This is a genomic window from Blastomonas aquatica (assembly GCF_014639875.1).
Taxonomy (GTDB): domain Bacteria; phylum Pseudomonadota; class Alphaproteobacteria; order Sphingomonadales; family Sphingomonadaceae; genus Blastomonas; species Blastomonas aquatica.
Genome location: NZ_BMGD01000006.1, coordinates 157,767 through 178,586, shown reverse-complemented (window position 1 = coordinate 178,586; position 20,820 = coordinate 157,767). Strand labels below are relative to the sequence as shown.

The 20,820-nt window shown below is 63.4% G+C and carries 23 protein-coding genes and 1 tRNA gene; 10 read left to right on the top strand and 14 right to left on the bottom strand.

Translation table 11 applies throughout. The features are described 5' to 3' along the window. Positions 1–27: 27 nt before the first annotated feature. From IEW00_RS15865 to IEW00_RS15855, 3 genes are read right to left on the bottom strand one after another with little or no spacing between them, the layout of a single operon-like run. Positions 28–438 carry a DUF6691 family protein gene (locus IEW00_RS15865; protein WP_229737086.1) on the bottom strand — a complete coding sequence of 137 codons (411 nt, stop codon included), beginning with the start codon at positions 436–438 and terminating at the stop codon, positions 28–30. After that, positions 435–875: a YeeE/YedE family protein gene (locus IEW00_RS15860; protein ID WP_188515393.1), complete on the bottom strand. Its 441-nt coding sequence runs from the start codon at positions 873–875 to the stop codon at positions 435–437. Before IEW00_RS15860 ends, IEW00_RS15865 begins: the two co-directional genes overlap by 4 nt. Before the next feature lie 14 nt (positions 876–889). Next, complete coding sequence (locus IEW00_RS15855; RefSeq protein ID WP_188515392.1) at positions 890–1,807, bottom strand: MBL fold metallo-hydrolase; 918 nt, start codon at positions 1,805–1,807, stop codon at positions 890–892. A gap of 105 nt (positions 1,808–1,912) precedes the next feature. Between IEW00_RS15855 and IEW00_RS15850 the strand changes: the two genes are divergently transcribed. Next, a complete protein-coding gene (locus IEW00_RS15850) occupies positions 1,913–2,554 on the top strand; it encodes a peroxiredoxin (protein ID WP_188515391.1) in 642 nt (213 codons plus the stop codon). Then, positions 2,551–2,952 (top strand): ArsR/SmtB family transcription factor, encoded by a 402-nt coding sequence (locus tag IEW00_RS15845; protein ID WP_188515390.1) that lies wholly within the window; start codon positions 2,551–2,553, stop codon positions 2,950–2,952. Before IEW00_RS15850 ends, IEW00_RS15845 begins: the two co-directional genes overlap by 4 nt. Positions 2,953–3,017: 65 nt before the next feature. On the opposite strand, the gene katG is transcribed toward IEW00_RS15845, so the two are convergent. The 7 genes from katG to yajC form a co-directional block, all read right to left on the bottom strand. Further along, entirely contained in the window at positions 3,018–5,210 is a 2,193-nt protein-coding gene (katG, locus tag IEW00_RS15840; RefSeq protein ID WP_188515389.1) for a catalase/peroxidase HPI, read from the bottom strand. 174 nt (positions 5,211–5,384) lie between these two features. After that, positions 5,385–5,669 carry a hypothetical protein gene (locus IEW00_RS15835; RefSeq protein WP_188515388.1) on the bottom strand — a complete coding sequence of 95 codons (285 nt, stop codon included), beginning with the start codon at positions 5,667–5,669 and terminating at the stop codon, positions 5,385–5,387. Continuing rightward, positions 5,666–6,592: a hypothetical protein gene (locus IEW00_RS15830; protein WP_188515387.1), complete on the bottom strand. Its 927-nt coding sequence runs from the start codon at positions 6,590–6,592 to the stop codon at positions 5,666–5,668. The genes IEW00_RS15835 and IEW00_RS15830 overlap by 4 nt, the downstream gene beginning before the upstream one ends. Before the next feature lie 214 nt (positions 6,593–6,806). Continuing rightward, the gene (locus tag IEW00_RS15825; RefSeq protein ID WP_188515386.1) at positions 6,807–7,199 is read right to left on the bottom strand and encodes an Mth938-like domain-containing protein; all 393 of its coding nucleotides are present in this window, start codon (positions 7,197–7,199) and stop codon (positions 6,807–6,809) included. Between the two features lie 14 nt (positions 7,200–7,213). Further along, positions 7,214–8,203: a protein translocase subunit SecF gene (gene secF, locus IEW00_RS15820; protein ID WP_188515385.1), complete on the bottom strand. Its 990-nt coding sequence runs from the start codon at positions 8,201–8,203 to the stop codon at positions 7,214–7,216. Between the two features lie 14 nt (positions 8,204–8,217). Next, positions 8,218–9,822 carry a protein translocase subunit SecD gene (gene secD, locus IEW00_RS15815; protein WP_188515384.1) on the bottom strand — a complete coding sequence of 535 codons (1,605 nt, stop codon included), beginning with the start codon at positions 9,820–9,822 and terminating at the stop codon, positions 8,218–8,220. A 116-nt stretch (positions 9,823–9,938) separates the two neighbouring features. Next, the gene (gene yajC, locus IEW00_RS15810) at positions 9,939–10,265 is read right to left on the bottom strand and encodes a preprotein translocase subunit YajC (protein ID WP_188515383.1); all 327 of its coding nucleotides are present in this window, start codon (positions 10,263–10,265) and stop codon (positions 9,939–9,941) included. 216 nt (positions 10,266–10,481) lie between these two features. On the opposite strand from yajC, the gene IEW00_RS15805 reads away from it, so the two are divergent. Next, positions 10,482–10,558, top strand: a tRNA-Pro gene (locus tag IEW00_RS15805). Positions 10,559–10,596: 38 nt separating this feature from the next. Here IEW00_RS15805 and IEW00_RS15800 read toward each other — a convergent pair. Continuing rightward, entirely contained in the window at positions 10,597–11,604 is a 1,008-nt protein-coding gene (locus tag IEW00_RS15800) for an aldo/keto reductase (RefSeq protein WP_188515382.1), read from the bottom strand. Between the two features lie 574 nt (positions 11,605–12,178). Here IEW00_RS15800 and IEW00_RS17530 point away from each other — a divergent pair. Together IEW00_RS17530 and IEW00_RS15795 are read left to right on the top strand one after the other, a co-directional pair. Continuing rightward, the gene (locus tag IEW00_RS17530; RefSeq protein WP_229737085.1) at positions 12,179–12,457 is read left to right on the top strand and encodes a hypothetical protein; all 279 of its coding nucleotides are present in this window, start codon (positions 12,179–12,181) and stop codon (positions 12,455–12,457) included. Between the two features lie 280 nt (positions 12,458–12,737). Continuing rightward, positions 12,738–13,085, top strand: coding sequence for a PilZ domain-containing protein (locus IEW00_RS15795; RefSeq protein WP_229737084.1), 348 nt, complete (start codon positions 12,738–12,740; stop codon positions 13,083–13,085). Here IEW00_RS15795 and IEW00_RS15790 read toward each other — a convergent pair. Next, the gene (locus IEW00_RS15790; RefSeq protein WP_188515380.1) at positions 13,082–14,245 is read right to left on the bottom strand and encodes a glycosyltransferase; all 1,164 of its coding nucleotides are present in this window, start codon (positions 14,243–14,245) and stop codon (positions 13,082–13,084) included. The two genes, IEW00_RS15795 and IEW00_RS15790, sit on opposite strands and share 4 nt — an antisense overlap. 13 nt (positions 14,246–14,258) lie before the next feature. Beyond that, positions 14,259–14,822 carry a helix-turn-helix domain-containing protein gene (locus IEW00_RS15785; protein WP_188515379.1) on the bottom strand — a complete coding sequence of 188 codons (564 nt, stop codon included), beginning with the start codon at positions 14,820–14,822 and terminating at the stop codon, positions 14,259–14,261. Positions 14,823–14,922: 100 nt separating this feature from the next. On the opposite strand from IEW00_RS15785, the gene IEW00_RS15780 reads away from it, so the two are divergent. Continuing rightward, positions 14,923–15,447 (top strand): DUF6456 domain-containing protein, encoded by a 525-nt coding sequence (locus IEW00_RS15780; RefSeq protein ID WP_188515378.1) that lies wholly within the window; start codon positions 14,923–14,925, stop codon positions 15,445–15,447. A gap of 292 nt (positions 15,448–15,739) precedes the next feature. On the opposite strand, the gene IEW00_RS15775 is transcribed toward IEW00_RS15780, so the two are convergent. Then, complete coding sequence (locus IEW00_RS15775) at positions 15,740–17,560, bottom strand: ABC-F family ATP-binding cassette domain-containing protein (protein WP_188515377.1); 1,821 nt, start codon at positions 17,558–17,560, stop codon at positions 15,740–15,742. 136 nt (positions 17,561–17,696) lie between these two features. Here IEW00_RS15775 and IEW00_RS15770 point away from each other — a divergent pair, with 136 nt between their 5' ends. The 4 genes from IEW00_RS15770 (at position 17,697) to IEW00_RS15755 (ending at position 20,773) form a co-directional block, all read left to right on the top strand. Then, positions 17,697–18,548 (top strand): D-amino-acid transaminase, encoded by an 852-nt coding sequence (locus tag IEW00_RS15770; RefSeq protein ID WP_188515376.1) that lies wholly within the window; start codon positions 17,697–17,699, stop codon positions 18,546–18,548. Positions 18,549–18,721: 173 nt separating this feature from the next. After that, complete coding sequence (locus tag IEW00_RS15765; protein ID WP_188515375.1) at positions 18,722–19,453, top strand: SIMPL domain-containing protein; 732 nt, start codon at positions 18,722–18,724, stop codon at positions 19,451–19,453. 251 nt (positions 19,454–19,704) lie between these two features. Beyond that, on the top strand, positions 19,705–19,971 hold the full coding sequence (locus IEW00_RS15760) for a PepSY domain-containing protein (protein ID WP_373282661.1): 267 nt from the start codon (positions 19,705–19,707) through the stop codon (positions 19,969–19,971). A gap of 124 nt (positions 19,972–20,095) precedes the next feature. Beyond that, complete coding sequence (locus IEW00_RS15755; protein WP_188515373.1) at positions 20,096–20,773, top strand: response regulator transcription factor; 678 nt, start codon at positions 20,096–20,098, stop codon at positions 20,771–20,773. Positions 20,774–20,820 lie beyond the last annotated feature (47 nt).

Below are 20,820 nucleotides of genomic sequence, written 5' to 3'. Positions count from 1 at the left end.
CCCGTCCCGCGCATTGGCGGAGTATCGTTATCGAAATGCGAACTTGTGGACCACCATGCCCGCCAGCATCGCGGCGATGAACATCGCGGCAGGCGCTGGCGCGATGGCGAGATCGGCGATGGCGGGGCCGGGGCACAGTCCGCCGATGCCCCAACCTGCACCAAAGATCAGCGCGCCGATTGCCAGCCTGCGGTCAATACCGGTGGTACCGGGCAGTTCGAATTTTCCAGCGGCAGCAGGCGTTGCCATCCGCCGCTGGATGCGCCAGGCAATGGCCATCGGGATCATCGCGCCGCCCATCACGAAGGCCAGCGTCGGGTCCCATGCGCCGAACAGATCGAGGAACGCCTGCACCCGCTGCGGATCGGCCATTCCTGAAACGGCGAGCCCCGCGCCAAAGATAAGCCCGGCGGCCAAGGCAATTGCAGTCTGTTTCACAACCATCCTCCCATCCGCAGCAACCCGACCGTCACGAACCCGCTGGCCATGAACATCGCGGTGGCAAACAGCGAGCGCGGCGAGAGGCGCGACATGCCGCACACGCCGTGCCCGCTGGTGCAGCCCGACCCCAGCCGGGTGCCGAAGCCGACCAGCAGCCCCCCGATGATGAGCGGCCAGGGGCTGATCGGGAAAGTCGTTTGCACGCCGTCGCTGATAACGCTGATCAATAGCGCACCTAGCGGCAGGCCGAGTATGAACGCGATCGCGATGCCGCGCGGTGCGCCGCTGGCCGAAAGCCCGGTCGCGCGCGCGGCAAGCCCGCTGACGCCTGCGATACGCCCCAGCGCCAGCAGCATGATCGCGGCGGACAGACCGATCATCAGCCCGCCAGCCAGCCCCTGCAGCGGCATCGCATCAGGAAAACCCGGAAGCATCAGCGCTGTCGTCGTCACAGTGCGTTGAGCGGAATCTTGAGATACCGCACGCCGTTATCTTCGGGCTCGGGCAGATGGCCTGCACGCATGTTGACCTGGATCGACGGCAGGATCAGCTTGGGCATATCGAGCCCCGCATCGCGCTTCTCGCGCATTGCGACGAACTCGTCTTCGGTGATGCCGTCATGCGCATGGACATTGTGCGCGCGCTGGTCGGCCACCGTCGTCTCCCAGACGAAGTGCTCGCGGCCTTCGGGCAGGTAATCGTGGCACATGAACAGCCGGGTATCCGCCGGAAGCTCGAGAATGCGGCGGAGCGAGCGAAACAGGGTGCGCGCATCGCCCCCGGGGAAATCGGCGCGCGCGGTGCCGTAATCGGGCATGAACATGGTATCGCCCAGGAACACCGCATCGCCGATGACATAGGCGATATCGGCAGGCGTATGGCCGGGAACATGCATCACGGTCACGTCGAGATTGCCGATCTTGAAGTGATCGCCATCGTGGAACAGCACGTCGAAATCGCTGCCATCGCGCTCAAACTCGGTGCCGGCATTGAACAGTTTGCCGAACACGTTCTGCACCAGGGTGATCGATGCGCCGATGGCGATCTGTCCGCCCAGGCGCTGCTGCAGATACGGTGCGGCCGAGAGGTGATCGGCATGCGCGTGCGTTTCGAGCATCCAGTCGATCGCAAGCTCCTTCTCCCCGACATAATCGATGATCGTATCTGCCGAAGAGAAGGAGGTGCGACCCGATGCGGGATCATAGTCCAGCACGCTGTCTATGATCGCTCCGCGGAGGGATTCGGGATCGTGGACGACATAGGACACCGTGTTGGTGGCCGTGTCGAAGAACGCCTTGATGACGGGCACGCCGTGCTGGGCGTTGGCAATCTGGGCGGAAGCGGTTGCAAGGACGGAGTCGGACATGGGGAATCCTCTTTAAATTCATATTTACAGGAATTATGTAATTAAGTAAGAGGGGGCCGTCAAGCCAATTGATTTGGTCCCCACAGATGTGAGATGGCGCACGACATGAACCTGTATGAAAGCTCCACCCGCCTCCCGGCGCGCGCGATCCGGATCGGCGATCCCGCACCCGATTTCACCGCACGTACGACCCAAGGGGAAAAGTCGTTGCGAGACTATCGTGGGCATTGGCTGGTGTTCTTCTCGCACCCGGCGGATTTCACCCCAGTCTGCACCACCGAGTTCATCGGCATGGAGCGCGCAGCGGACCAGTTCCGGGCGATGGACTGTGCGCTGCTGGGGCTGTCGGTCGATAGCCTGTACGCGCACCACGCCTGGCTGCACGCGATCCGCGAAAGCTTCGGCGTCACCATCAGCTTTCCCGTGGTTGAAGACCCGTCGATGGCGATCGGTCACGCGTACGGCATGATCGATGAGCTGGCCGAGAGCAGTGCGGCGATGCGGTGCACCTATTTCATTGATCCGCAGGGGATAGTCCGCGCGATCACGACCTATCCGCACAATGTCGGCCGATCGGTGGCCGAGATGCTGCGGTTGCTGGCAGCATTGCAGCGCGCGGATGATGGATCGGTGATGACGCCGGAAGGTTGGCAACCTGGCGATGATCTGCTGCAGGCTCCCGACCCTGAAGCGATGCCCGATGGGGCTGCAGCCGACTGGTTCTGCCGCAAGGTCGCAGCATCATGACCGCGATCTATCAAAGCCGCGCGCTGGCTGAGGCGATGACCGAAAAACTGCGCGCCTATGCCCAGCCGCAACGGTTGATGATCCTCTCGAGCCTGTTGGCGGGGGAAAAGACCGTCGGGCAGATCGATGCCGCAACCGCGATCGGTCAACCCGCGCTCAGCCAGCAGCTCGCCGAACTGCGCCGCGCCGAATTGGTCCGAACCCGCCGTGCGGCCAAGCAGGTGTTCTACACGCTGGCTGACGACACGGTGGCTCTGTGCCTGCGGACGATGGAGGCCATGATGGGGGGCAAGGATGATCCGGCTGCCGCGCTGCATCAGGCCCTGCAGACGCCTGTCAGTGCCGAGCCGTCCGCGCGTGTCCCGCACGGCGCTGCGGGTTTCGCCCGGATCGGCTAGGCGGCCACGCAAAAACCCCGGACGTTGCCGCCCGGGGTTCTTGTCTTGGCGCTCTTTTGAGCCGGTCAGGCGATGTCGAACCTGTCGGCGTTCATCACCTGGGTCCATGCGGCGATGAAGTCGGACACGAACTTCGCCTCGTTGCCACGCTCGGCATAGACCTCAGAGACCGACCGCAGCTGCGAGTTCGATCCGAACACCAGATCGGTCCGCGTCGCGGTCCAGCGCTGCTCGCCGGTGGCACGATCGGTTCCGACGAACTCCTCGTCGCTGCTGGTGTCCACCACCTTCCACGCCGTGCCCATATCGAGCAGGTTGACGAAGAAGTCGTTGGTCAACTGGCCTGGACGATCGGTGAGCACGCCGTGGCTTGAGTTGCCGGCATTGGCACCCAGTACGCGCAGGCCCGCGACCAGCACCGCCATCTGCGGGATCGAGAGGCCGAGCAGATGCGCGCGGTCGAGCATCAGTGCCTCGGTCTTCACGCTCTGCCGGGTTGCCAGATAGTTGCGGAACGCATCGGCACGCGGCTCGAGCGGCTCGAAGCTTGCGGCATCGGTCTGCGCGTCGGTGGCATCGCCTCGGCCCCCGGTGAACGGCACGGTGACATCGAACCCGGCATCACGCGCAGCCTTTTCGACCGCTGCGGTTCCCGCCAGCACGATCGCGTCGGCTACCGACAAAGACCCACGCAAGCGCTCGATGGTCGCCAGCACCGCCGCCAGCTCGGCCGGATCGTTGACCGCCCAGTCTTTTTGCGGCGCAAGCCGGACGCGCGCGCCATTGGCACCGCCGCGATGGTCCGAACGGCGATAGGTCGAGGCCGAGGCCCAGGCCGCCTTGACCAGCTCGCTGACACTGTGTCCGCTGGCCAGGATCGCCGACTTGAAGCTATCGACGTCGGACTGCGACGGCGTCGTACCTGCGGGCACGATATCCTGCCAGATCAGGTCCTCGGCCGGAACCTCGGGGCCGAGGTAACGGACCTTGGGACCCATGTCGCGGTGGGTCAGCTTGAACCATGCGCGGGCAAAGGCATCATCGAGCGCCGCCTGGTCGTCGCGGAAGCGTTCGGAGATCTTGCGATATTCCGGGTCCATCTTCAGCGCCATGTCGGCGGTGGTCATCATCGTCGGCACCTTCTTGGAAGGGTCGCGTGCATCGGGGGCCATGTCCTCGGGATCGGGATTGATCGGCTGCCACTGCTGCGCGCCTGCCGGGCTGCGCACCAGCTCGAAGTCATACTTGAACAGCAGCCGGAAATAGTCGCCGCCCCAGGCCGTAGGGTTGGGCGTCCAGGCGCCTTCGATGCCCGATGTGGTGATATGTCCCTGCTCGATCTGCTCGGCGTCGGTCGCCCAGCCAAAGCCCATCAGTTCCATCGCCTCGGACTCGGGGGCACCGCTCAGCTGATCGGCAGGCACCGCGCCGTGCGACTTGCCAAAGGCATGGCCGCCAGCCGTCAGTGCAACGGTTTCCTCGTCGTTCATCGCCATCCGCTCGAAGGTCAGCCGCATGTCGCGTGCCGACTGCAAAGGATCGGGGTTGCCGCCGGGGCCTTCGGGATTGACGTAGATCAGCCCCATCTGGATCGCGGCGAGCGGGTTTTCCAGCTCCCATCCCTTGTCGGGCTGGATGCGGGTTTCGGCGCCATTGTCGACCCAGGCTTCCTCGGTGCCCCAATAGACATCGCGCTCGGGCTCGAACACGTCCTTGCGGCCGCCGCCAAAGCCGAACACCGGGCCGCCCATCGATTCGATCGCGACATTGCCGGTGAGGATGAACAGATCGGCCCAGCTGATGTGCTTGCCGTATTTCCGCTTGATCGGCCACAACAGGCGGCGCGCCTTGTCGAGATTGCCGTTATCGGGCCAGCTGTTGAGCGGGGCAAAGCGCTGCTGCCCGCTGCTCGACCCGCCGCGCCCGTCGGCGGTGCGATAGGTCCCCGCCGAGTGCCATGCCATACGGATGAAGAACGGTCCGTAGTGTCCGTAGTCCGCCGGCCACCAGGGCTGCGAGTCGGTCATCAGCGCCTTGAGGTCGGCCTTCAACGCCGCGTAATCGAGCTTCTTGAACGCTTCGGCATAGTCATAGTCCGGCCCCATCGGGTCGGGCGAAGTGCCGTTCTGCGTCAGAATATCAAGTTGGAGGGAATCGGGCCACCAATCGCGGTTGGTCCGCCCGAGTAGCGAGCGAACACCGCCATCGCTTCCGGAAAATGGGCAGCTGCCGCCCATACCACTCGTCTTCATGTCCATTGCCTGTCTCCTGATTGTTTTTAGGATGCCAAGCTAGGGCACGGTTGCCTATCCTCCAAACAAGGAAAACCCATCAGCCAGATCGAGAATGACAATAGGCCACGGGGCTGGAAGATGTGCAATGTCCCAAAAGCGCTACCCATCCAGCCAAAGCGGGCAAGGGCTGCGGAACGGTCAACCTTTGCGAAACGCCGCTATTTTCATCGAGACCGACTTGATCATCGCTTCCCCCGTTACGACCAGCGCTGTTCCTTCGGGTGGGGGCGGGGCAGCATTGCCGATCATCGGCAGCAGCGTGACCGGTCTTTTGGCGGGCCGTGGCCGTACGAATGTCACCACGGTATAGTCGCCGATGGCGCGGATCGCGGTGATTGCCCCCCACCACGCTTCATCGGTGCGCAGTGCAGTCTGCAATTGCGCCAGCGTATAGGTTGGCGGATATTTCCTGTCTTCGCTCACGGTGTTGCCTCCATTGCCTGTATCTTGGTCTGGATATCGAGAACCTTGGCTTCGCGATCTTTTGCGCGGCAGTAATTGGTATCCAGCGCGATGCCGATGTTGCGCAGCGTCTCGTCCGGGGTCGCGCCTTCGGGCGTTCCGAATTCCTGCGCGGCAAGCGCGATGCGACGGGCACGCACGGTTGCGTCCTTTTCGTCCTGCAGCAGTTCTGCCAGCGTCTCGGTCGAGGCCTCCATATCTTCGGCAAAGGTACAGGCGGTCAATGCATTGGCAAGAATGGCTTCATTCTCGGTCTGGGCTTCGACCGCGCGGTTGACCACCTGGGCGATCGCATATTCGAACGATCCGGCGCGCTGATAGGCGGCGAGATCGCCGAAGGCCAACGGCAGGGGATAGGTCTTGTGATCCTTCTTCATCGCGCGGACGATATCGGTGCGAACCCGCGCGCGTTCGGCCTCCATTGTTGCGAACATCGCAGGCAAGGTGCGGTCATAGAACAGGTTCTTGTCGAACGCGCTGCGCGCGCCCAAAAAGGCGGCGGCTGCGGTGGCGAAGGGATTGACCTCGTCCGCCTCGGCCACAGCGGCGGCCCCGGTAAGGCCCAGCAGGGCGATATCGAAGGCAAGTCCCGAAGCCCGGCTTTCGGACCCTGCCTGCGCGCGAAACTCGGCAAAGCGGGCATCTATCGCTTCAAGGTACAGCGCGATGACCAGATTGCGGTAATCCATGGGGGACAGGTCAAGTCGCGCGCTGTTGGCGCTGGCATAGAAACTGCGGATCGAAACCTCAGGCTTGAACTGCTGCGCCGCAGCGACGCTATCGGAGGGCGCCAGCACCGGCCGTTGCGCTCCGCTCAGGCTGGTGCATCCGCTCAGAACCGCAGCGCAAGCCACGATGGCGGCAAGAGAGTGCCGATGGGCCATGATGTCGTGATCTCCCCCCTGATTCAGACAGGGGCACACAACAGCAAGCCGCGGCTGGCTTGGTCAAATTATGGTTCGGTAATCTGCGGAGCGCTCGGCGCGACGGCGAGGAAGTGCACCTTGCTGCCGACGCCCAAACTCTCGGTTGTCAGATCAGAACGACACCTTGGGCACGGCGCCGATCATCAGCCTGAACGAAAGGCCTCGCGGCTGATCAGAGCCCCATGATCGCCGCTGCAATCCAGCGGTCTTCTGATCGAAGGATGCCCCAGGCGCGGGCCGCGGCGCGGCTGTCCATCACTTCGACACCGATGCCGTGCGCTTCCATGGCACGGATGAGCGCCCGGGGCGGATGCGCCAGCCCGGGGCCGGTTCCCAGCAGCATGAATTCAGGCGGTGGAGACATCGCCAGCACCTGATCGAATGCCGCGATATCGAGTGCATCGATGGCGGGCGCATTCCAGGGCATGGCCGAAACGGGGGTGAGCACCAGGCTCGATTCCACCCGGCGCGGACCCAGATTGTCGCCATCCAGCTTGAAGCCATGCGCGGTGAACCCGGTGATCACCGGGCCGGATGCGCGCGGGTCCTGATTGAATTCAGCCATGTCTCAACGGCCTGTCAAGGCTTGGCGCCGCCGATGCCCTCTTTCAGCTTGGCCTCGGCCCGGTCGGCATCGCTCATATGCGGAACAAAGCTGTGCGCGCCCACGCCCAGCCACACGAGGATGGGGTTGGCCATATAGACCGACGAATAGGAGCCGACGAAGAGGCCCAGGGTCATAGCGGCAGTAAAGCCGAAGATCACGCCAGGGCCGATCAGCAGCAGCGCCATCAGCGCGATCAGCATGGTCAGCGTGGTCATGATCGTGCGCGCCAGCGTCTCGTTGGTCGAAAGGTCGAGCAGCGCAATCATGTCCATCTTGCGGTATTTGCGCAGGTTCTCGCGCACGCGGTCAAACACGACGATGGTATCGTTGAGCGAGTAGCCGATGATGGTGAGCAGGGCCGCCACGATATTGAGATTGAATTCAAGCTGGGTCAGCGCGAAAAAGCCGAAGGTCAGCGTGACATCGTGGAACAGCGCGAACAGCGCGGCGACGCCGAACTGCCATTCGAACCGGAACCAGATGTAGATGGCGATGGCGATCATCGCGAACACCAGCGAATAAACCCCGGTCGATAGCAGCTCGCCTGAAACCTTGCCCGATACAGAATCCACGCCGTCGATCCGCGCGCCCTGCTCGGCGTATTGCGTGGTGATCATCTGCGTCACCCGGCTCGTCACCGCGTTGACCTCTTCGGCATTGTCGCCGTCCAGCCGCATGCGCACCGAAACCTGATTGGGCTGGCCAAAGCGCTGGATGGTCGATTCGCCCAGGTTCAACGCCTGGATATCGGAGCGCAGCTGCGCAACCGGAGCCTCTTCGACCTCATCGAAGGTGACCTGGATCATCTGGCCACCGACAAAATCGACACCAAGGTTCAGACCACGCACACCGACCAGAACGATCGACGCGATAATCGTCAGCAGGCTGATCGTCATGGCCAGCTTGCGCCAGCGCAGAAAGCGGAAATTGGTGTTGTCCGGGACGAGCTTGAGGAGCTTCATGGGATCAAGCCTTGTTAAATTACGAGTTCGCGCGGACGTTCGCGCTTCAGCCAGATGGCGACGAACATGCGCGTTACATACACCGCAGTCCACACCGACGTGACGATGCCGATCATCAGCACCACCGCAAAGCCGCGAACCGGCCCGGAGCCGAACAGGAACAACAGCACCGCCGCGATCACATTGGTGATGTTGGCATCGAAAATGGCACGCGACGCTTCGGTATAGCCGACCTCGATCGCCTGGATGATGCGCCTGCCGTTCTTGCGTTCTTCTCGAATGCGTTCATTGATCAGCACGTTGGCATCGACCGCAGCACCGATGGTGAGGACGAACCCTGCAATACCTGGCAATGTCAGCGTTGCATTCATCAGCGCCATGACGCCCAGGATCAGCAGGATGTTGAGCACCAGAGCGATATTGGCGTAAACCCCAAACCGGCCATAGGTCAGGATCATGAAGGCCAGCACGGCGATCGTGCCAACCGCGCCCGCAAGCAGACCCAGCTGAATCGATTCGGCACCAAGGTCGGGCCCGACCGAGCGTTCCTCGACCACCTTGAGCTCGATCGGCAGCGCGCCCGAGCGCAGCGCGATCGCGAGCTGGTTTGCGGTTTCCGTTGTAAAGCTGCCGGAGATCTGGGCGGTTCCGCCCAGAATCGGCTCGTTGATATTGGGGGCCGAGAGCACTTCGCCATCCAGGATCATCGCGAACGGCTTGTTGACATTCTCCTGCGTCAGCCGGGCAAAACGCGCGCCGCCTTCGCGGTCGAAGGTGATCGAGACGACAGGCTCGTTGGTCTGCTGATCGAAGCTTTGCTGCGCATTGGTCAGCTTGTCGCCGCGGATACCACCCAGACGACGTACGGCGATCGCCGTGCCGCCAGCGGGGTTGGTGGGATAAGGCACGATTTCGCTGCCCACCGGCGCACGTCCAGCGGCGATATCCTCGGGGCTGGCGTTCAGATCGACCAGCTTGAACTCGAGCTCTGCTGTCTGGCCGAGCAGTTCCTTCAGGGCTTCGGGGTCGTCAAGACCGGGCACCTGCACCACGATGCGGTTGTCGCCCTGGCGGATGATCGTGGGCTCGCGCGTTCCGAGTTCATCGATGCGCTTGCGCACCACTTCGGTTGCGGTTTCCATGGCCTGGTCGAGCGCTTCGGTGAGGCCCGCCTCGGTGGGGGTCAGCACGATCCGGCTGGTGTCGCGAACCTCGATATCCCAGTCGCGCTGGCCGGTCAGCCCTGCGCCGGTGGTCAATGGCAGAATGGCCTCGCGGGCGGCATCGACTTGCGAGACATCGCGCACCAGGAACGACAACCTGCCGCCCTCGCGTGATATGTCGCCAATGCCGATCCGCGGAGTGGCGGCACGCATGGCACCGCGCACGGTCTCTTCCATGTTCTGCAGCCGCTGCGCCGCTACATCGACAGGATCGCCCTCCAACAGGATATGGCTGCCGCCCTGAAGGTCCAGTCCCAGATTGACCTGGGCCTGTGGAAGGAACGAGGGATAATATTGCGCCGCACCGGCAGGCAGCAGGCTGGGGATCGCCAGCAGCACGCCCAAGGCGAGTATCAGACTGATCGAGATCGTTTTCCAGCGCGGAAAATCAAGCATTCTCAAGGCTTCCTTGGCAGTGCTGGCTCATGCGACGCATTGGTGCGGGCAAGGGAAACGCGGACCGGATGTGAGCGCCGTATATTCAACGGGCTCGCACGCGGCAAGGCGATAGGTCAATCGTTGGCGGGTGCGCCGCCGGGCTGGACGACATCGCTCAGCGTTGTCTTGACCGCGCGCACCTTGGCACCGCCCAGATCGAGCTCGACATAAACATCATCGACCTTGGTCACCTTGCCGACCAGACCGCCACCGGTGATCACCTGATCGCCGCGCTTGACCGCGTCGATCTTGGCCTTGTGCGCCTTCATCTGGCGCTGTTGCGGCCGGATGATCAGAAAATAGAAGATCAGCAGCAGCGGCACGAACATCAAAAGCTGAGTCCAGGCCGGAGCCCCGCCGGGAGCAGCTGCAGCCAATGCGAGCAGAAGTGTCGAATCCATGACGATAAATTCCGAATGTCTGAAAAAGCACAAGAGCGAACCGGCACAAAAACCCGGTCGCAGCGATGGGCGCGCCTATCACCATCGGCTGGCGATGGCAATTGGCGATGACCTGTACCCCGCCATGCGGCACAGCGATGCACGACGGGCTTGCCAAGCGCGACCGACCACCATATAGGCGCACCTCCAATCAGCCGCCTCGCGGCGATTGCCGGTCGGGACGTAGCGCAGCCTGGTAGCGCATCACACTGGGGGTGTGGGGGTCGGAGGTTCGAATCCTCTCGTCCCGACCAATTCTTTCCATCGCTGCGACTGTGTTTCGCGCGCGATGTCAGCCATCAATCCATCCATCGCCAAACACCTCGGTGTCGATCGTCCGCTGCATAGCCTCGCCATAGCGTGGGCCGGCGACGGTGTGCTGGTTGATCAGCGCGTCGATGCGTGCCGCGACATCCGCCGGGATGGTCCAGTCGGCCTGTGCGAAATTCTCTTCCATATGACCGATCGAAGCGGTTCCGGGAATCGCAACGATGTGATCGCCGCGCGACAGCACCCAGGCGAGCGAGAGCTGTGCGGGTGTGACGCCGCAGTCTGCAGCGATCGTGCAGAACGCATCGACCAGCGCGCGGTTGGCGGGCCAGTTGTCTCCATTGAAGCGCGGCATCGTGCGGCGCAGGTCGTTGTCGGCCAGCGCTGCCACATCGCGAACGCCATTGGCCAGAACCCCGCGCGCAACCGGCGAGAAGGCGACGAAGGTCGTGCCCAGTTCGCGGCAGGCATCGAGCACCGCGATCTCGGGTTCGCGGGTCCAGGGCGAATATTCGGTCTGCATCGCGGCGATGGGATGGACTGCAGCCGCGCGGCGCAGCGTGTCTGCCGACATCTCTGACAGGCCTATACTGCCGATCTTGCCCTCCTTGACCAGCTCGGCCATCGCACCGACCGATTCCTCGATCGGCACGGTGCGATCACGCCGGTGCATATAATAAAGGTCGACATGGTCGGTCTGCAACCGGGTCAGCGATTCATCGATGCAGCGGCGGATGCTTGCCGGGCTGCAATCGATCCCGCGCTTCTCGCCCTCGATGACGATGCCCATCTTGGTCGCCAGGAAGAACTCGTTCCGCCTGCCCTTGAGAGCTTCGCCCATCAGGGTCTCGTTATGGCCCAGACCATAGATGTTGGCGGTGTCGAGGTGGTTATAGCCCAGGTCTAGTGCACGGTTGAGCAGCGCGATCGCGGTCTTGCGTTCTGGCAGCGCGCCATAACCCCAGCTGAGCGACATGCATCCCAGGCCGATGGGGTTGACCGGTTTTCCATTGATGGCGCGATGGGGCATGCGGGGGGCTTTCTGTCGTTCGGTTGCGATTGCGTGACGCGGTCGCACGGATGGCATTTGGAGGTCAACCGGCAGCAGCGCTGCGATTAAGCAGGGTACCGGGCCCTCGCTGCCAGAACGATCCAACGCAAATCGATTCGGGTCGGTTTGTGCGCTTTCGTATCGCGAGCAGCTGCCGAGCGGCCGAGCATCGGGAAAAGAGGGTGCCACGGTCAGGCCATCGCGGCGAACCGAATCCCATCGCGATTTCGCTACTGTCTTAAGCGTCTGTAAAAGATCGGAAAAATGGCTACCATCTGGCCGCCTCATATCCGTATGGATTTTCTGTCGCTGCTTGGCTGAAGCGATATTGAGACTGGCTGGTGCCAGAAGAAGACGCATCCGGCGGTGTTGTTTTATTCGCTTTTCCGCGTTTCGTAACTCGGCTATAGGCACGGTTCCCAAGGGTGCGGGGGTAGGGTCAGGCCGCGTGCGTGTCCTTGCCAGCGCGAGTGCAAGAAATATGTCTTGCCAGAGTCCCTAGGGTGTCGATACAACGCGGGCTCTTGTTTCCGCAACGAAGGGGAAAAGTACCATGAAGTCCATTTTCAAGCTGAGCCCGGTTTTCGCCGCCGCTAGCCTTCTGGCTCTCGCAGCCTGCACTCCTGAAGAAGCTGCTGAAGCTCCTGCTGAAGAAACCACTGAAGTTCCTGCTGAAACCATGGAAGCTCCGGCTGCTGAAGGCGCTGAAGCTGGCATGGAAGCCGGTATGGATGCTGGCGCTGAAGCCGGTGCCGAAGCCGGTGCAGAAGCTGGTGCCGACGCCGGCGCCGCTGCTGGTGCAGAAGCTGCTCCGGCCGCTCCTGCTCAGTAAGCTGACGCAAAGCTTCGCCTGAAAAGGCAAAGGCTCAAAAAGACGCCCGGCACCCTGATTGGGGTTGCCGGGCGTTTTTTTGTGCTCGGCTTTTTGAGGCCGTTGCACCTACGCCAGAAAGTGTTGCCCCGATCGGTTGGTAAGCACCCGGTGGTGCTCTGGATCGCCGTTTGTTTACGATCGGTTAGGGTCTTCTATTTATGTAAATGGGGCGTGCAGCTATCGAGGATGCGAGTTCCGGTTGTGAGCACAAACGGTTTTGCGCCGGCGGGGACAAACGATGATGGCTACGGCACGAAAGCAGGCGGGAGCGAGCCAACCGGCGAGCGATCGCCGTTATGCCATCCGCATTAATGTCCACATCGACGCAGAGCTGCTTGATCAGGGTCGCAGGCGGTGCGCGGTAACTCTCACCAATCTGTCGATTACCGGATGCCGGTTCGAGTCCAACCTGCCGCTGCGGTTACCCGCGCCGATCACGTTGCTGATCGACGGGATCGATCCGATCGCGGGCGATGTCGTATGGTCAGACGGTACGCTGGTCGGCTGCCATTTCGCCGAGCCGTTGAGCCCGACGATCTGCAACCGGATCATCCGCACGCTACGCGATCGCGCCGAGAGACGCTAACATCCCAGAATCCTCTGAAAATGCCGGTGGAGTTCGTCCGCATTGCGGTCCCAGTTGAACTGCGCGACGCAGGCGCGCACGGCCAACGGATCGGGTTGCAGCGCGAGAACGGCGTTGACTGCATCGGCTATCGCCTGCGGATTGGCATCGGCAATGCGCCCGGCAACCGGAATGGTGAGCAATTCTAACGCGCCGCCGGCATCGCTGATGACGATCGGGGTTCCGCAGGCAAGCGATTCGACCCAGGCATTGGCCAGCCCTTCGGACTGCGACGGCAAAACCATGACATCGGCAGCGGAGAGCCAGCGCGGCAGATCGTCATGCGGCAGGGATCCGGCAAAGATCACACGATCGCTGACGCCGAGCCGCATTGCCAGCGCGCGATAGCTTGCCTCTGCATCGCCTGCACCTGCCAGCACCAGGGTGGCATCGGGCAGAATCGCCAGCGTCTCGATGATCAGGTTCTGGCGCTTGCGTGCGATCAGTGCGCCCACGCAGATCAGCATCGTCCCGGTGATGCCCAGCTCGGCGCGCAACGCGGTGCCGTCCTGCGGAGCGAACCGCTGCTGGTCGCACCCGGTATAGTGCACGGTAATGTTGTCTGCGGGCAACCCCAGCGCGACCATGTGAGCCTTCAGCGCGGATGACACCGCAAGCAATCCGTTGGCATCGCGCCCCGCCTGGACCACCATCTCGCGTGTATGGGGCGCTTGGCCCCAATGATGAACGTCCGCGCCGCGCGCCTTGACCGAATAGGGAAGGCCCAACGCGTGCGCGATGATCCGTGCCGCCGGGCCATCGGGATAGAAGAACTCTGCATCGATCAGGTCGAACGGTCTTTCCCGGTGCAGCCTGCGCACCAGCGGCAGCACCGCGCGCGCCAGCAACCGGGGCTGCCAGTGCACCCCGATTCCCGGTATGTGCAGGAAACGCGGACGATAGACATCAAGCCCATGCCAGGATTGATGCTCGGGCAGCGTGGCGATAGTGCGATAGCGGTGATGCCGGGACAGCGGCCACGGCGGTACTGTCTGCGGGCTGATCACCGTAACCTCGACGCCATCGCGCGCGGCCAGCGCTGCGGTCTGGCGCTCGACGAAAATCCCGAAATTGGGGCGCGCGGAATTGGGGAACAATGTGGCGAGGGTCAGGATGTGCATATCGGCGCTGCTTCTACAGCGCGCGGATTAACGTTTCTGCCACCGCCAGCCACGGCGGATTGCTGACCACCTGCTGACGGGTGCCCGCGCCTGGCGGCAGGATCTGGATCCGTTCGCCATCGCGCGCGATCAGCCGCCCGAACACGAATCGGCCTGCCGGGCGCGGGACCAGCACGTCGCGGTTGAGCGCTGAGGCGAAACCCTCCGCATCGATCCGCCGCAGCCAGAGCATGTCGCCGCTGCGGTATTCGCCCAGACTTCCGGTCACGCGCATCGCCAGCATCTGTTCGCTGGGGGAGGGCAGCACCGCGCTCTCGGTGCGGGTGAGCGCATGGGCTCCGGTTGGATCGAGCAGCGCGACGACGGGAAGTTCGGATGCTTCGCTGGTGCTGACCAGCGCGCTGCTTTCCACTTCAAGCGCGGCGGCGATACGGTTGAGCCAGTCCAGCGATAGCGTCCTGGTGCCGGTTTCAAGCCGCCCGATGGTCTGTGCGGTGGTCGGCGGATCACAACGGCGAGCCACATCGTCCAGCGTCAGACGGCGTGCACGGCGGACATCGCGAATTCGGTTGATCATAGTAGGTATCCTTGAACCGGATCGGGAAACCTCTTTCCTACAGTCCAACCATTATGGCAAGTCGTTGCTGGTGATATCTAACCGATCTGGATGGTGCGGGATGGCGAACGACAAGTCTTCGGGGGATGTGAGATCGGCTGCAGGCCGTCTTCTGGTGGAGCGTGCTATCGACGGAGACACCGTTGCCGCGCATGGATCGCGCGGCGCGAGACCGGCACGATCGGTGACGGTCAACCTCGCGGAATCGCCATTGGGCTGGCTGCTGGCACGCGGGCTGATCGACCAGCGTCAGTTCGATGCCGGCGAGAAACTGCGCGCCGACTGGGAGCGCGCCAATCTGGCGCCCTCGATTACGATGCGCTGGGATGCGGGGCCGCGATCGGGCGGCTTTCGCGGGAGTGGCGATCATCTTGAACCGACCGAGCGGCAGGCGGCGGCACGGCAACGGTTCGACGCGGCGATCACCGCGCTGGGCCGCGATCTCAACGACATCGCCTGGCGGGTGATCTGCTCGGGCGAGGCGATGCCGGTGGCGGAAAAGGCGCTGGGCTGGCCGGTGCGGTCGGGAAGGCTGGTGCTGCGCATGGCGCTCGACCGGCTGGCGGATTTCTATCGATTGCGGTGAGATTAAGCGTCATTCCGGAAAGCCCTCCCCCTAGATGGGGGAGGGTTGGGTGGGGGTGATCTCTCGGGATGGTGCGACGGGTGCGAAACCGCGCCTTCGGCATCCGGCCGCACCATCACCCTCACCGCTGCGACTGAGGCAGCAAGCTGCCAAGTCTCGCTGCCTCTCCCATCAAGGGAGAGGGGAGCTGGGGCAACATTCCCGTCAAGCTCGTAAGGATTTTATGGCGCAACCCATGGCGGTCCCCTGCCTTCGCAGGGGAGCAGTCAGGGGAATGGCGAGGGACGGTGCCTTACCCCATCGCCTCGACCTGCTCGGCCAGGTCCAGCCAGCGCATTTCGGCGGCGTCCTTTTCCTCGCGCGCCTTCTCGATTGCCTGGGTGAGCGCCGCGAACTTGGCGGGATCGCGGGTGTAGAGCGCAGGATCCGACAGAGCTGCCTCATCGCGTGCGATGGCCGCTTCGATCGCCTCGATCCGCTCGGGCAGCGTGTCGTAATCGCGCTGGTCCTTGTAGCTCAGCTTTACCTTCTGCGAGACCGGCTTGGGAACCGAGGCTGCGGCGGCTGCGGCGGCATCTGCCTTGCTGCGGTTGGATTTGACCCAGTCGGCGGTGCGCTGCTTGCGCTTGGCCTCCCAGTCGGCATAGCCGCCCGCAACGACATCAACCACGCCCGAACCATCGAGCCCAAGCGTCACGGTGACGGTGCGATCGAGGAAGTCGCGGTCATGGCTGACGATCAGCACGGTGCCGTCGTAATCGGAGATCACCTCCTGGAGCAGGTCGAGCGTTTCGAGATCGAGATCGTTGGTCGGCTCATCGAGCACCAGCAGGTTCGACGCGCGGGCAAATTCGCGCGCCAGCAACAGCCGCGAGCGTTCGCCGCCTGACAAGGTGCCGACTCGCGCTTCGACCAGCCCGGGATCGAACAGGAACTCTTTCAGATAGCCATGGATATGCTTGCGTACCCCGCGCACGTCGATCCAGTCGCCGCCCTCCGCGAGCACGTCGCGCACCCGCTTTTCGGGCGACATCAGTTTGCGCTGCTGGTCGATGATCACGCCGTCCAATGTCTTGGCGAGCGTGATTGTGCCGCTGTCGGGCTCGAGCTCGCCGGTAAGCAGCCGGATCAAGGTTGTCTTGCCCGCGCCGTTCGCGCCGACGATACCGATGCGGTCGCCGCGTTGCACCCTGAGCGAAAAGTCCTTGATGATCGTTCGCGCGTCCTCGCCCTCGCCGAAGGTCTTGAACACCCGGTCGGCGACAATCACCGACTTGGTCTTGCTGTCATCGCTCACCGCTTTCAGCTTGGCGGTGCCCTGCGGCCCCAGCATCGCGGCGCGGGCTGCGCGCATTTCCCAAAGCTTGGCGAGCCTGCCCTGGTTGCGCTTGCGCCGTGCGGTGACCCCGCGCTCGAGCCAGTGCGCTTCGATCTTGAGCTTGGCGTCCATCTTGTCGGCGGCGCGCGCTTCTTCGGCATAGACCTGCTCCATCCATGCTTCATAACCGCCAAAGCCGATCTCGAGCCGCCGCAGATTGCCGCGGTCGAGCCACAATGTCTGCTTGGTCAGACGCTCGAGAAAGGTCCGGTCATGGCTGATCACGACGAAGGCGCCGGTGTAGCGGCCAAGCCAACTTTCGAGCCAGTCGATCGCGGCAAGGTCGAGATGGTTGGTCGGCTCGTCGAGCAGCAGCACATCGGGATCGCTGGCCAGAGCGCGGCAGATCGCCGCGCGCCTGCGCTCGCCGCCGCTGGCGGTCGCCGCCTCGCGCGACAGATCGATGCCCAGCTGGTCGGCGATTGCCGCGACCTCGTGCGCGGGCGGGGCATCATCGCCAGCCAGGGCCCAGTCGTTCAGCGTCTCGAAGCCCTTGAAGTCGGGATCCTGCGCCAGCATGATGCAGCGGACGCCCGGTTGGATCGTGCGCGTGCCGCGATCGGCCTCGATTTCGCCCGCGATCAGCCGCAGCATCGTGGTCTTGCCCGCGCCATTGCGCCCGATCAGCGCAAGCCGGTCGCGCGGGCCGATGTGCATGCTGATATCGCGGAACAGCCAACCGGTGCCCTGGTTCAGGCCAAGGTCTTCATACGACAGAACGGGAGGTGTGGACATGCTTTGGGCACTTAGGCGGGCAGGGCGCGCGGCGCAATCCCCGCTTGGCCTATCACCGGCTTGGCCCATGACATGCCGCTTGACCCAAAGCCGCGCCCCGTCGCAATACAGGCGCACGCCATAAAAGGGGTCGCAGGTGCGCACGGTCTATCTCAACGGAAGCTTCGTCCCAGAAGGCGACGCCACGGTGTCGATCTTCGACCGCGGGCTGCTGTTTGCCGATGCGGTATATGAGGTTTGCTCGGTGCTCGACGGGCGGATCATCGACCAGCAGGCGCATCTGGCGCGGCTCGAGCGGTCGCTCGCCGAGATGGCAATCGCGCACGATGTCGCGGCGACCGACTGGGCCAGCGTGTTGGCTACCCTGATCGAACGCAACGGCTTGAGCGAGGGGACGATCTACATGCAGGTCAGCCGCGGCGCCGCCGATCGCGACTTTCTTTTCCCCGCGCCTGGCACACCGGCCACGGTGTTCGCCTTCACTCAGCCGCGCGCGCTAGTTGCCAACCCGATGGCGGAGCGGGGTATGCGGATCATCACCCGTCCCGATCGGCGCTGGGGGCGGCGCGACATCAAGACGGTGCAACTGCTCTATGCGAGCATGATGAAGATGGAGGCCAAGGCCGCAGGTGTCGACGATGTGTGGCTGGCCGAGGGCGATGTCATCACCGAGGGAACCTCCCAGAATGTCTGCATCATCACGCCGCAGGGCCATCTGGTCACCCGCGATCTGGGGCATCACATCCTGCCCGGGGTGACCCGGCTCAGCCTGATCAAGATCGCTCGGGCCAGCGGTATCACGATCGAGGAGCGGCCGTTCACCATCGCCGAGGCGCAGGGCGCGGCCGAAGCGTTCGTGACCTCGGCCTCGCTTTTCGTGATGCCGGTGGTCGAGATCGACGGACTTAAGGTGGGCGACGGTCTGCCCGGCATCGAAACGATGGCGCTGCGCGCGGCGTATATCGATCATGCGCGCGAACCGCGATGATGTGCGGGATTGTCAATCGGCTGACGTCTCCGTTCAGCGCTGCGACACCTGATTGAACACATAGCCATTGTGTTCTCCGGCGAAAGCCGGAGCCCAGGGGCGTCTGCAGCAATACATCGCTCGTGGATTCCGGCGTTCGCCGGAAAACGGTAAAAATTTTGGAGACCCCGTTGATGACCAAAACCTTCGCCCGTGCCCTGCCGCTGGCCTTTCTCGCCACCCTCGCAGCCAGCCCCGCGCTTGCCGCCGTCGACGTAACGCCGAGCGCTGCCAATCCGGTGGTCGAACTGAGCGTCACCGAAACCGTGCTGGGTGCGCCCGATACCGCGACCTTCAGCACCGGGGTCACCAGCAAGGCGCCGACCGCGCAGGAAGCGCTCCGTGCGAACTCGGCCGACATGGAAAAGGTGATCGCGCAGATCGTCGCCCTGGGCATCAAGCGGCAGGACATCCAGACATCGGGCATCAACCTTTCCGCCGATTACGAGTATTTCAACGATGGCCGTCAGCCGCGCTTCATCGGCTATCAGGTTACCAACCAGGTCACCGTCAAGGTCCGCCAGATGGCGCGACTGGGCGCGATCCTCGATGCGGTGGTATCGAAGGGCGCGAACAACATCTCGGGCCCCAGCTTCAGCCTCGACGATGACGCCACCGCGCAGACCGAAGCGCGCGACAAGGCGATGCAGCGTGCGCAGGCGCAGGCGATGGACTATGCCAAGCGCACCGGCTTTACCGGCGTGCAGTTGCTTGCGGTTTCTGAAGCGATCTCCAACGCTTCACCGATGGGCATGCGCGACATGAAGCGCAGCTCGATGGAGATGGTCGCCGCTGCCCCGCCGATTGAAGGCGGTCAGGTGGGCACCAGCGTCACGGTCAACGTCACCTATCAGATGACCCGGTAAACCGGATTCCAATTCCGTCACCCCCGCGAACGCGGGGGTCCGGCTTCTGCGCTACGGTTGCTGAAGCGGGATTCCCGCCTTCGCGGGAATGACGGGAACGAGTTTTGTGGATCGGCACGGATCGCTGGCCAAAGCATGAAGAAGCGGTTAGCGCTCTATTCAGCGGGTATTCAATGATCGGGGACTAGACGTTCGCCATGAAACTGTTCTTCTCGTCTTTGTCGGGCCTTGCCCTCGGCGCTGTGGCGCTGGTGGCCGGTGCCCCCCATGCAGACGCCATCGACGGCAAGCGGCGGGGCGAGCAGAGCGAGGCGCGTGAGCAGTTCATGGCCGGCCAGGTCAAGTCGCTGCGCGATATCGAGGGCCGCATTCTGCCCCGGATGCGCGGCATGCAGTATCTGGGCCCCGAATACGATGCCGGATCGCAGGTCTACCGGCTCAAGTTCCTCGACAGCGGCCGTGTCATCTTCGTCGATGTCGATGCGCGGACCGGAGCCATCCTGCGCCAGACGGGCTGATCCTGCCTGACCCCGCTTTACCGGCCAAGCTTGTCACTCCAGCCGTTTTGCCCGATATGGGGCGCTGTACGGAAGGTCAGGCAGCCTCATCGCCGCTTCCCAGCCCATTTTGCAGGAGTTGCCCATGCGCGTTCTGATCGTCGAGGATGAACCCACTCTCGGCAAACAGCTCAAGTCCACGCTCGAAGCCACGGGCTATGCTGTCGATCTGTCGGTCGACGGCGAAGACGGTCATTTCATGGGGGCTACCGAGGATTACGACGCGGTTATCCTCGACCTCGGCCTGCCCGAAATCGACGGGCTGACCGTGCTGGGCATGTGGCGCAAGGAAGGCCGCACCTTCCCCGTGCTGGTGCTGACCGCGCGCGACAGCTGGTCCGACAAGGTCGCAGGGCTCGATGCGGGCGCGGATGATTATCTTGCCAAGCCGTTCCAGACCGAAGAGCTGATCGCACGTCTGCGCGCGCTGATCCGCCGTGCCTCTGGCAATGCGTCGAGCGAGCTGACGGCGGGCGATGTGCGGCTGGATACCCGTTCGGGCAAGGTTTCGCTGAACGGCGAGCCGGTGAAGCTGACCGCGCAGGAGTACAAATTGCTGTCGTACCTGCTCCACCACAAGGGCAAGGTGATCAGCCGGACCGAGCTGATCGAGCATATCTACGACCAGGATTTCGACCGCGATTCGAACACCATCGAGGTGTTCGTGACGCGTATCCGCAAGAAGCTGGGTTCGGACGTGATCACCACGATCCGCGGGCTCGGCTATAGCCTCGAAGACCCGGCAGAGCGTGCCGTCGGCTGATCTTCCTGTGGCAGAGGCGGCATCGCCCGCTGTGGCGCCTCTGCCCA